The organism is Pseudomonas parafulva NBRC 16636 = DSM 17004 (genome assembly GCF_000730645.1).
Taxonomy (GTDB): domain Bacteria; phylum Pseudomonadota; class Gammaproteobacteria; order Pseudomonadales; family Pseudomonadaceae; genus Aquipseudomonas; species Aquipseudomonas parafulva.
In genome coordinates, this window is the sequence record NZ_BBIU01000016.1 from 215907 (window position 1) to 227229 (window position 11323).

Sequence of the window (11323 nt, forward strand, 5' to 3'; positions counted from 1 at the left end):
TTCGCGGGTAAAACCGCGCTCACAGGGGCGAGCAGCAGCCTCAACAATGGCGGAATGAAACACATGGCACCCTGGCTGACAGTAGTAGGCATCGGCGAAGACGGCTTCACTGGCCTTGGCAAGCAGGCCCGGCGCGCCCTGCTGGGCGCCGCGCGCATCTTCGGCAGCCCCCGCCAGCTGGCCCTGCTGCCCCGCTGTGTGGCAGGCGAGCGGCTGGGCTGGCCAAGCCCGTTCTCGCTGGCGCCGGTGCTGGCCCTGCGTGGCGAGCAGGTCTGTGTGCTGGCCAGTGGTGACCCGATGTTCTACGGCGTGGGGGCCAGCCTGGCACGCCAGGTGCAGCCGGGCGAAATGCACGTGCTGTCGATGCCCTCCTCCTGCGCCCTGGCCGCCGCCCGCCTGGGTTGGCCGCTGCAGGAGGTGCAGGTGGTGTCGCTGGTGGCAAGGCCGCTGGCTGCGCTCAATGCCCATCTGCACAGCGGCAACCGGCTGTTGGTCTTGAGCAACGACGGCGACAGCCCGGCCGCCATCGCCGCACTGCTGTGCGAGCGGGGTTTCGGCCCCAGCCGGCTGCGGGTGTTCGAACACCTGGGCGGCGACGCCGAGCGCAGGCTGGAAGGCAGCGCCCAAGGCTGGCCTCACCCGGCGACGGCCGCGTTGAACCTGGTGGCTGTCGAGTGCATCGCCAGCCCCGCTACCCCGCAGCTACACCGCCTGGCCGGGCTGCCCGATGCCGCCTACCGCCACGACGGGCAACTGACCAAGCGCGACGTGCGGGCCATCACCCTCGCCCGCCTGGCACCGCAACCCGGCGAGTTGCTGTGGGACGTGGGCGCAGGTTGCGGCTCGATCGGCATCGAATGGATGCGCGCGCACCCGGCCTGCCGGGCCCTGGCCATCGAGGCTGACGAAGGCCGCCAGGGCCTGATCGAGCACAACCGCGATGCGTTGGGTGTGCCAGGCCTGCAACTGGTGCGCGGCAAGGCGCCAGCAGCGTTGCAAGGGCTGGAGCAACCTGATGCCATCTTCATTGGCGGCGGCGTCACCCGTGAAGGGATGCTGGCCCAGTGCTGGGCAAGCCTGCGCCCTGGGGGGCGGCTGGTGGCCAATGCGGTGACGTTGCAAAGCGAGCTGGCCCTTGCGCATTTTCGCGAACAGCACGGTGGCGAGCTGACCCGCATCCATGTGGCCCACGCGCAGCCGCTGGGGGCATTCGACACGTGGCGCCAGGCGCTGCCCATCACCCTGCTCGAAGCGGTAAAACCCGTTGATGCGTGAAGAGACCCGCGAGCAGCCCGCGCCCCTGCGCAGCGGCCTCACCACCGGCAGCTGCGCCACCGCCACCAGCCTGGCGGCCGCGCGTCTGCTGCTGACCGGGGTGGCCAGCGATGCGGTCAGCATCACCCTGCCCAAGGGCAAGGTGGTGCAGATGCGCCTGGAGTTCTGCCGCCTTGCCGACGGCAGCGCGGAGGCCGGCACGCTCAAAGACGCAGGCGACGACCCAGACGTGACCCACGGCGCCCTGCTCTACAGCCAGGTACGGTTGCTGACCGAGCCGGGCACACGCTTCGTTGCCGGTACCGGTGTAGGCACCGTCACCCGCCCAGGCCTGGTGCTGGCGGTGGGCGAGCCGGCCATCAACCCTGTGCCCCGGCGCATGATCACCGAGCACCTGCACGCTCTAGGTGCCGAATGCGGCTATGCGGGCGGTTTCGAGGTGACGGTGAACGTGCAGGGGGGCGAGCAGTTGGCCCTGAAAACCATGAACCCGCGCCTGGGCATTCTGGGTGGCCTGTCCATCCTGGGCACCAGCGGCATCGTGCGCCCCTTCTCGTGCGCAGCGTACATCGCCTCCATTCACCAAGGTATCGATGTGGCCCACACCAACGGCTATACCCATATTGCTGCGTGCACCGGCAACGCCAGCGAGGACACCATGCGCCGGGTGTACGGGCTGCCGGAAATCGCCCTGATCGAGATGGGCGACTTCGTTGGCGCGGTGCTCAAGCACCTGCGCAAGGTACCGGTGCCACGCCTGACCCTGTGCGGGGGGTTCGGCAAGATCAGCAAGCTGGCCGCCGGGCACATGGACTTGCACAGCCGCCATTCCAGCATCGACCTGCCGCAGCTGGCCGGCTGGGCAGCGGCAGTGGGCGCCAACTCTGCGCTGCAGGCCGCCATCATCGCCGCCAACACCAGCCAGCAGGCGCTGGCAATGGCCCATGGGGCAGGCGTGCCACTGGGCGATGCGGTATGCGCCCACGCGCTGGCTTTTGCCCGCAGCGTGGTACCGGCCCAGGTCCAGGTAGAGGTGGTTGCCATTGATCGCCAGGGCGGCATCGTCGGCCGGGCAGGTGCCCAATGAGCCAGCGCATCCTGTTGCTCGGCGGCATCACCGAGGCCCTGGCCATCGCCCGGCTGCTGGGGCCGCAGCACATCTACAGCCTGGCCGGCATCGGCCGTGTGCCGGACGACCTGCACTGCCAAGTGCGGGTGGGTGGGTTTGGCGGTGCATCGGGACTGGCCAGCTACCTACGTGAAGCCGGTATTACACTGCTGGTCGATGCCACCCACCCGTACGCGGCGCAGATCAGCGCCAATGCTGCCAGCGCGGCACGCATGGCCGGTGTCCCCTGCTGGGCCCTGCGCCGCCCGGCCTGGCAGGCGCAGGCGGGGGACGACTGGCGCGAAGTGGACGGCTGGGCAGCGTTGATCAACCAGCTGGCGCCGTTCAGCCGCCCCCTGTTCACATTGGGCCGTGAGCCCCTGCGCCACCTGCACGAGATTCCACCGACGCAGTTCTGGACCTTGCGCGCCCTGCAGGCCTGCCCGGGCAACGCACGCTGCGAAGTGATAGGTGCGCGTGGGCCGTTTCAGCTGGAGGATGAGCGGGCGTTGTTCACCAGCCGGGGTATCGACGTGCTGGTCAGCAAGAACAGCGGCAGCCTGGCCACGGAGCCCAAGCTGGAGGTAGCGCGGGCGCTGGGTGTGCCGGTGTTGATCCTGAAGCGGCCAGTGCTGGCCGAGGTGGAGCGGGTGTTTTATAGCGGGGCGGAGCTAGCGGCGGCGATGGGACTGGACTGACTGCGGGCCCCTGGGCTGCGGCGCAGCCCATCGCGAGCTGCGCTCGCTCCTACAATGGTGGGCGATGTTTCTGACGGTTTGGACATGGCCGGATTGGCACTGCTGCCGTAAACTCGGGCACCCCCTCTGGAAGGCGCTAACCATATGGAAATGCAATGGTGGATCTGGCTGGTGTTCGGCATCGCGCTGATATTGCTCGAGCTGGTCCTGCCAACGTTCTTCATCCTCTGGTTCGGCATCGGCGCCGTGCTGGTGTCGCTGATCGCACTGGCATTCCCCGACCTTCAACTGGACATGCAGGGGCTGCTGTGGGTCGTACTGTCCTCGGCCACCACTGCACTCTGGTTCAAGGTGTTCCGGCGCAAGCAACCGGACGTGCGCTGGACAGCCGCCAGCGTGATAGGTGAAGTCGGGCTGCTCACAGCCGCCGTGTCCGAGTTCCACAAGGGCCGGGTGCGCTTCCAGAAGCCCATCCTGGGCAACGAGGAATGGGTCTGCATCGCCGACAGCGACATCCCCGCCGGCGAACGGGTACGCCTTACCGCCATCGAGGGCAACATCGCCCGGGTCATCCGGGCCTGAATCCGTAAAAAAGGAATTTGTCACCATGACCAGTCTCATCGTCGTCGGCGCCATCGCCCTGTTCGTACTCATCACCGTGTTCAAGGGGGTACGTATCGTGCCTCAGGGTGAAGAATGGGTGGTCGAGCGGCTGGGCCGCTACCACACCACCCTCAAGCCCGGCCTGAATGTCGTCATCCCGTACATGGACGTGGTTGCCTACCGCCTGCCCACCAAGGACATCATCCTCGATGTGCAAGAGCAGGAAATCATCACCCGTGACAACGCCGTGATCGTTGCCAACGCGCTGTGCTTCGCCAAGGTCGTCGACCCGCAAAAGGCGTCCTATGGGGTGCAGAACTACGCGTTTGCCGTCACCAGCCTGACCATGACTTCGCTGCGGGCCATCGTCGGCGCCATGGACCTGGACGAAGCGCTGTCCAGCCGTGAGCAGATCAAGGCGCGCCTGCGCGAAGCCATGTCGGAGCAGACCGAAGACTGGGGCGTGACCGTTCGTTCGGTAGAAATCCAGGACATCAAACCTTCCGAGAACATGCAGCTGGCCATGGAGCGCCAGGCGGCTGCCGAGCGTGAGCGCAAGGCCGACGTCACCCGCGCCGAAGGCGCCAAGCAGGCGGCGGTTCTGGAAGCAGAAGCGCGCCTGCAGGCCGCCAGGCTGGACGCCGAAGCGCAAATCAGCCTGGCCGACGCGTCTGCCCGGTCCATCTCGATGGTGAAGGACGCGGTGGGCAACGAGACCGTACCGGCCATGTACCTGCTGGGCGAGCGCTACATCGGTGCCATGGAAAACCTGGCCAGCAGCAACAATGCCAAGGTGGTGGTGCTGCCAGCAGACCTGCAGGAAACCGTGCGCGGGCTGATGGGCCGCAACAAGGTGTGAGGCGACCGGGGGCGCCAAGCCCCTGCGTCACGTCACCGCACCCCGGCATTTTTGCCTATACTCGCGCTTACAATAGCCACCACGATTCCTGACCGGATCTCTCCATGCCCCCACGTCGGCACATTGCCTGGATAGCCTGCCTTGCAGTGCTGTTCAACCTGCTGGCCATGCCGCTGTCTTCTGCTGCGCCCAAGGGCCCGGCAGAGCAGCTGCTGTGGGGGGCATTCTGTTCCAGCATGGCCAACAAGGCCAACGTCGATGTCCAGGCCCTGGCCAAGATCGACCTTGGCCCGCAAAGCGACAACAGTGCCAGCCTGATGAACTGCTGGTGCTGCTCGGGTGCAGCCCCCTTGCTTGCCCTGCCCACCCCGCCCCTGCAACTGCACAGCCCGCCAGTGCGTTTGGCCGGAACGCTGTCACCGCTAGCCCAATACACACCCACGCCACGCCAGCTCTGGCCTGCGCTAAACCCACGTGCCTCTCCGCTGGCCTGATTGCTTCACGCGTTGCGCCTGAACATCATCATCTCGGAGATTCACCATGCTCAAGCACGCCCTTGTCGCGGCCGCCCTGCTGCTGCCTGCTGCCTTCGCCAATGCTCACGAATACAGCGTGGGCGACCTGCACATCGCCCACCCCTGGTCGCTGCAGCTCCCCCCCAATGCGCCCAATGTCGCCGCGTATTTCGTGGTGCACAACAATGGCAAGGCTGACGACCGCCTGCTAAGCGCCGACAGCCCCATCAGCGACGACACGCAACTGCACGAGCACGCCATGGGCGCCAGCGGTGCCATGAAGATGCAACAGGTGCCCAGCGTGGTGGTGCCTGCAGGGCAAGACCTGGTGTTCGCGCCCAGTGCCTACCACGTGATGCTGATGAACCCCAAGGACCGCAGCCTGCTCACCGACGGAAAACGCTTCCCGCTGACCCTGCACTTCGAAAAGGCCGGTGACGTCACCGTGGATGTGGCCGTGCAGCAGCAAGCCCCTGCGGGCCAGCCTGAAGCCCACAAGCACTGATACCTGCTGACAGGCACTGGCCATGAGCCTGCCGCGCAACAGCCCACGCCGTACCACCCGCCCTGATAGCAGGCGCGTCGGTGGCGGATGGCTGAGCCTGTTCGCCATGTGGATGATCTTCATCGGCCCGCTGATATCGCAGTCGATGCCGATGGACCACTCGGCGGGCATGCCCATGAGCATGAACATGCCCATGGACATGCCGATGCCGGCTGCCCACGATCATGGTGACGGCCACCACGGCCAGGGCAGTGACGGCCAGCTGCATGTGATGTGGGAGAAGTGCGGCTATTGCAGCCTGCTCTTCAATTGCCCTGCACTGCCACAAACTCTCAGCCCGCTCAGTGTTGCGGGCATTACGCCCACCTCCCCCACCCCGGCGACCACGCACCAGGGCCATGCCCGGCAGGCTGTATTCCCCGGTGCGCGCAGCCGCGCCCCGCCATTCCCGATCAGCGTCTGAAACCCTTTCGCGTACGAGGCCACGAGGCTTCGCGCCCCCTTATGACTGATCGACTGGAATCATTATGTACGGCTGCACCCCTGTTTTTGCCCTATCCCTGCGTGGGACCATCGCCGTGCTCTGCGGCTCGCTGCTGGCCCCCGTGGCCCTGGCCGCCGACCCCGCACATGCAGGCCACCTCATCGATGCCCCCGAGCTCAGCCCCACGGTGATCACCGCCGTGGCCCCCAGTTCGCCCCTGACCGTGGTCACCAACCCCAAGGACCCGCGCCAGCCCGTGCCCGCCAGTGACGGCGCCGACTACCTCAAGACCATCCCGGGCTTCTCGGCCATACGCGCCGGCGGTACCAATGGCGACCCGGTACTGCGCGGCATGTTCGGCTCACGCCTGAACATCCTCACCAATGGCGGCCTGATGCTGGGCGCCTGCCCCAACCGCATGGACGCCCCAACGTCGTATATCTCGCCGGAAACCTATGACCGCCTGACGGTGATCAAAGGCCCGCAAAGCGTGATCTGGGGCCCAGGCGGCTCGGCAGGCACCATTTTGTTCGAACGCGAGCCGGAAAAGTTCGGCACCCTGGGCAGCCGCGTCAACGCCAGCCTTTTGACCGGTTCCAATGGCCGTTTCGACAAGGTGGTGGACGCCGCTGCCGGCAACAGCCAGGCCTATGCCCGCTTTGTGGGCAACCAGTCGCGTTCCGGTGACTACAAGGACGGCAACGGCCACCACGTGCCGTCGCGCTGGGACAAATGGAACGGCGACGTCGCCCTGGGCTGGACGCCCGACGCCGACACCCTGCTGGAACTCACCGCTGGCAAAGGTGATGGCGAGGCCCGCTATGCCGGCCGTGGCATGGACGGCTCGCAGTTCAAGCGCGAAAGCCTGGGCCTGCGTTTCGAAAAGTCCAACCTGGGTGAGGTGCTCGACAAGGTCGAAGCCCAGGTCTACTACAACTACGCCGACCACGTGATGGACAACTACAGCCTGCGCACCCCGTCAGGCAAAGGCATGATGGGCATGCCCATGGTCAGCAACGTTGACCGCCGCACCCTTGGCGCGCGTATCAAGGCCACCTGGCGCTGGGCCGACGTGCAATTGATCAGCGGCATCGACGCGCAGACCAACGAACACCGCAAGCGTGGCGGCATGGGCGTGGATGCACACCGTGGCCAGCCCTGGACCAAGGATGCCGACTTCCACAACTATGGGGCCTTCGGCGAGCTGACGTGGTACGTCAGCGGTGAAGACCGCCTGATCACCGGTGCCCGACTGGACCGGGCCTCGGCTCGCGACTTCCGCAAGGGCAGTGCCACTGAAAACGACACCCGTGCCGACACCCTGCCCAGCGGTTTCGTCCGCTATGAGCACGACCTGGCATCGCTACCGGCAACTGCCTACATCGGCCTGGGCCATGCCCAGCGGTTCCCTGACTATTGGGAGCTGTTCTCGCCAAAGAGGGCACCGGCCGGCGCTGTCAATGCCTTCGACGGCATCAAGCCTGAGAAGACTACCCAACTCGACTTCGGTATCCAGTACCGTGGCGAGCGCCTGGAAGCCTGGGCCTCAGGCTACGTGGGGCAGGTGCGCGACTACATTCTGTTCGACTACCGCACCGGCATGATGGGCATGACCACCTCCCAGGCGCAGAACATCGACGCCCGCATCATGGGCGGCGAACTGGGTGCTGCGTACCAGCTGACCGATACCTGGAAGGCCGACGCCACGCTGGCCTATGCCTGGGGCAAGAACAGCAGCGATGGCAAGGCGCTGCCGCAGATGCCACCGCTGGAAAGCCGCCTGGGCCTCACCTATACCCGCGACGCCTGGAGCGCCGGTGCCCTCTGGCGCCTGGTGGACGAGCAAAACCGCATCGCCCGCAACCAGGGCAACGTGGTGGGCAAGGACTATGGCACCAGCGCAGGCTTTGGCGTGTTCTCGCTGAACGGTGCCTACAAGGTGAGCAAGAACCTCAAGCTGAGCGCCGGGGTGGACAACCTGTTCAACAAAGCCTACGCCGAGCACCTGAACCTGGCCGGCAATGCCGGTTTCGGCTACCCGGCCAGCGACCCGCAGCCGGTCAATGAACCCGGCAGAACGCTCTGGACCAAGGTCGACTTCAGCTTCTGACAACAATAAAGGGCGCGGCAATGCTGCGCCCAACGGCTGTTCATACGGGAGGTTCCCATGAGAGGAACACGCGTTTCATTCTACAACCTGGCCTGGCGTTGGCATTTCTATGCGGGGCTGTTCGTGGCCCCATTCATGATCCTGCTGGCGATCACCGGGATCATCTACCTGTTCAAGCCGCAACTGGACCCATTGCTGTACCGCGACCTGATGGTGGTCGAAGCCGGTCATCACCGACAAGGTGCGGACGTGATGCTGGCCGAGGTTCGCAAGGCCCACCCCAAGGGGCACGTCGGCCAGTACCTGCCGCCTGCCACCCCCACACGCAGCGCACAGTTTGTTGTGCATGAAGACGGGCGCGAGCTGAACGTCTTCGTCAACCCGTACAGCGGCAAGGTGCTGGGCGAGCAGGATGCCAAGCGCAACCTGCAGGCCATTGCCCGCGCCCTGCATGGCGAACTGATGGTGGGCACCGTGGGTGACCGGCTGGTGGAGCTCGCAGCAGGCTGGGGCATCGTGCTGGTGGTGTCGGGCCTTTACTTGTGGTGGCCACGCGGGCGCAAGGGCGGTGGCGTGCTGTGGCCACGGTTGGCGGCCCGTGGGCGGTTGCTGTGGCGCGACCTGCATGCGGTCAGCGGCTTCTGGGGCTCGGCCCTGTTATTGCTGATGCTGCTCAGTGGCATGACCTGGACCGGGCTGTGGGGCAAGCAGTATGCCGAACTGTGGAACCGTTTTCCGGCAGCCATGTGGAACGACGTGCCCAAATCGGACCAGCAGGCGGGTGCGCTGAACAGCGCCCACCGCCAGACCGTACCATGGGCCATGGAGAACACGCCGATGCCGCAGTCTGGTGCCCACGCCGAGCACGCAGGCCACCACGGTATGTCGAACATGCCCGCCGCCCCCCAGGTCAGCGTGCAGCAGGTGGAGGATATCGCCACTTCGCGCCAGGTCGAGCCGGGTTACAGCATCACCCTGCCCACCACCGCCGAGGGCGTGTTCACCGTGGCCGTGTTCGCCGACGACCCACGCAACGACGCCACCCTGCATGTAGACCAGTACACCGGCAATGTGCTGGCCGACGTGCGCTGGCAGGACTACAGCCCTGTGGCACGGGCCACCGAGCTGGGCGTGATGCTGCATGAAGGCCGAATGTTTGGTGCTGTCAACCAGGTCATCATTCTGCTGATATGCCTGATGATTCTGCTGGGCTCGGTGAGCGGGTTGGTGATGTGGTGGCAACGCCGCCCTACTGGCGGGCTGGGCGTCCCCCCCTTGCGCCATGACCTGCCACGCTGGAAGGCGGCGGTAGCGGTGATGCTGGTGCTCGGCGTGTTGTTTCCGTTGGTGGGGATATCGATGATTGCCTTGTGGGTGGTCGATAGTCTGGTAATGAGGCGCAAAGCCCTGGCCAGTGTGTGATTTGTCTGGTTGGCCGTAACAGGGTCTGCGCCTGTGAAACCGAGCGCCGCGCAGGCGGCGCTCGATCTCGCAAGCGCTGCCCTCGCCACGCCGAACACTTTTCAGCACCATTCTGCGCCTCCCTGCTACCCAAAAGTCGAGTCGATCTGTCGCGCCCCGAAATGGGACGAGCGTGTTAGCCTAGCTGGCTAGCTCAGACAAGAAGACAGACCTTTACAAGGGAATGCAGCCTATGACGCAAACCGTACCCAACCCACCTGAAGAACAGCACCTGCAGCGCAACCTCACCAACCGCCACATCCAGTTGATCGCCATCGGTGGCGCCATCGGCACCGGCCTGTTCATGGGCTCGGGCAAGACCATCAGCCTGGCCGGCCCGTCGATCATCTTCGTCTACATGATCATCGGCTTCATGCTGTTCTTCGTCATGCGTGCCATGGGCGAGTTGCTGCTGTCGAACTTGAACTACAAATCGTTCATCGACTTTTCCGCCGACCTGCTCGGCCCTTGGGCCGGCTACTTCACCGGCTGGACGTACTGGTTCTGCTGGGTGGTCACTGGCATCGCCGACGTGGTCGCCATCGCTGCCTACACGCAATTCTGGTTCCCGGACCTTCCCCAGTGGATACCCGCACTGACCTGCGTGGCGGTGCTGCTGTCGCTGAACCTGGTCACGGTCAAGCTGTTCGGCGAGATGGAGTTCTGGTTCGCGCTGATCAAGATCATCGCCATCCTCGGCCTGGTCGCCACCGGCCTGTACATGGTGGTCACCGGTTTCACCTCGCCAAGCGGGCGTACTGCGCAACTGGCCAACCTGTGGAACGACGCCGGGATGTTCCCGCACGGGGTCATGGGCTTCTTCGCCGGCTTCCAGATCGCTGTGTTCGCCTTCGTCGGCATCGAGCTGGTGGGCACCACCGCCGCCGAAGCCAAGAACCCCGAGCGCACCCTGCCCCGGGCGATCAATTCCATCCCGATCCGCATCATCGTGTTCTACGTGCTTGCGCTGATCGCGATCATGGCCGTTACCCCATGGCGCGACGTGGTGCCAGGCAAGAGCCCGTTCGTTGAGCTATTCGTGCTGGCCGGCCTGCCGGCAGCAGCCAGCATCATCAATTTCGTGGTGCTGACCTCGGCAGCCTCGTCGGCGAACAGCGGCGTGTTCTCCACCAGCCGCATGCTGTTTGGCCTAGCCCAGGAAGGCGACGCCCCCAAAGCGTTTGAGAAGTTGTCGCGCCGCGCAGTGCCGGCCAACGGCCTGTACTTCTCGTGCCTCTGCCTGCTGCTGGGTGCGGTGCTGATCTACCTGGTGCCGAATGTGATCGAGGCGTTCACCCTGGTGACCACGGTGTCGGCGGTGCTGTTCATGTTCGTCTGGACGTTGATCCTGCTGTCGTACCTGAGCTACCGCAAGCACCGTGCACCGCTGCACCTGGCCTCGAAGTACAAGATGCCGGGCGGGCGCTTCATGTGCTACGTATGCCTGGCGTTCTTCGCTTTCATTCTGGTGCTGCTCAGCCTGGAAGCCGACACCCGCTCGGCGCTGGTAGTCACGCCTATCTGGTTCGTGCTGCTGGCAGTGACCTACCAGGGCGTACGCCGCAGGCGCCATCCGCGCACGGCAGTCCGTAACGGCTAACAGCCCAAGGGGCCGCAAAGCGGCCCTCGCCCTGCGAGCAGTCTTATTACCCATTAAACTGCGCACTTATTTCAGCTCGCTGTTGCTGTAGATCTTGATCTTGAT

General features: G+C 65.2%; 11 protein-coding genes. All 11 read left to right on the forward strand.

The window, feature by feature from the left end; genetic code table 11:
* Window positions 1–63 precede the first annotated feature (63 nt).
* The 11 genes from PPA02S_RS12535 (at window position 64) to cycA (ending at window position 11218) form a co-directional block, all read left to right on the forward strand.
* Window positions 64–1275, forward strand: a complete 1212-nt coding sequence (locus tag PPA02S_RS12535) for a bifunctional cobalt-precorrin-7 (C(5))-methyltransferase/cobalt-precorrin-6B (C(15))-methyltransferase (protein ID WP_028632780.1) — start codon at window positions 64–66, stop codon at window positions 1273–1275.
* Window positions 1268–2362 (forward strand): cobalt-precorrin-5B (C(1))-methyltransferase, encoded by a 1095-nt coding sequence (locus PPA02S_RS12540; RefSeq protein WP_028632781.1) that lies wholly within the window; start codon window positions 1268–1270, stop codon window positions 2360–2362. The genes PPA02S_RS12535 and PPA02S_RS12540 overlap by 8 nt, the downstream gene beginning before the upstream one ends.
* Window positions 2359–3081 carry a cobalt-precorrin-6A reductase gene (locus PPA02S_RS12545; protein WP_028632782.1) on the forward strand — a complete coding sequence of 241 codons (723 nt, stop codon included), beginning with the start codon at window positions 2359–2361 and terminating at the stop codon, window positions 3079–3081. The genes PPA02S_RS12540 and PPA02S_RS12545 overlap by 4 nt, the downstream gene beginning before the upstream one ends.
* A gap of 144 nt (window positions 3082–3225) precedes the next feature.
* Entirely contained in the window at window positions 3226–3663 is a 438-nt protein-coding gene (locus tag PPA02S_RS12550; RefSeq protein WP_028632783.1) for an NfeD family protein, read from the forward strand.
* A gap of 25 nt (window positions 3664–3688) precedes the next feature.
* Entirely contained in the window at window positions 3689–4543 is an 855-nt protein-coding gene (locus PPA02S_RS12555; RefSeq protein ID WP_028632784.1) for an SPFH domain-containing protein, read from the forward strand.
* Between the two features lie 104 nt (window positions 4544–4647).
* Window positions 4648–5037 (forward strand): DUF2946 domain-containing protein, encoded by a 390-nt coding sequence (locus PPA02S_RS12560; RefSeq protein ID WP_028632785.1) that lies wholly within the window; start codon window positions 4648–4650, stop codon window positions 5035–5037.
* A 46-nt stretch (window positions 5038–5083) separates the two neighbouring features.
* Window positions 5084–5563, forward strand: a complete 480-nt coding sequence (locus PPA02S_RS12565; protein ID WP_028632786.1) for a copper chaperone PCu(A)C — start codon at window positions 5084–5086, stop codon at window positions 5561–5563.
* A gap of 22 nt (window positions 5564–5585) precedes the next feature.
* A complete protein-coding gene (locus tag PPA02S_RS12570; RefSeq protein WP_028632787.1) occupies window positions 5586–6026 on the forward strand; it encodes a DUF2946 domain-containing protein in 441 nt (146 codons plus the stop codon).
* A gap of 64 nt (window positions 6027–6090) precedes the next feature.
* Entirely contained in the window at window positions 6091–8157 is a 2067-nt protein-coding gene (locus PPA02S_RS12575) for a TonB-dependent copper receptor (RefSeq protein WP_028632788.1), read from the forward strand.
* A gap of 57 nt (window positions 8158–8214) precedes the next feature.
* The gene (locus tag PPA02S_RS12580; RefSeq protein ID WP_028632789.1) at window positions 8215–9579 is read left to right on the forward strand and encodes a PepSY-associated TM helix domain-containing protein; all 1365 of its coding nucleotides are present in this window, start codon (window positions 8215–8217) and stop codon (window positions 9577–9579) included.
* A gap of 232 nt (window positions 9580–9811) precedes the next feature.
* Window positions 9812–11218, forward strand: coding sequence for a D-serine/D-alanine/glycine transporter (gene cycA / locus PPA02S_RS12585; protein WP_028632790.1), 1407 nt, complete (start codon window positions 9812–9814; stop codon window positions 11216–11218).
* The last annotated feature ends 105 nt before the right edge of the window (window positions 11219–11323 follow it).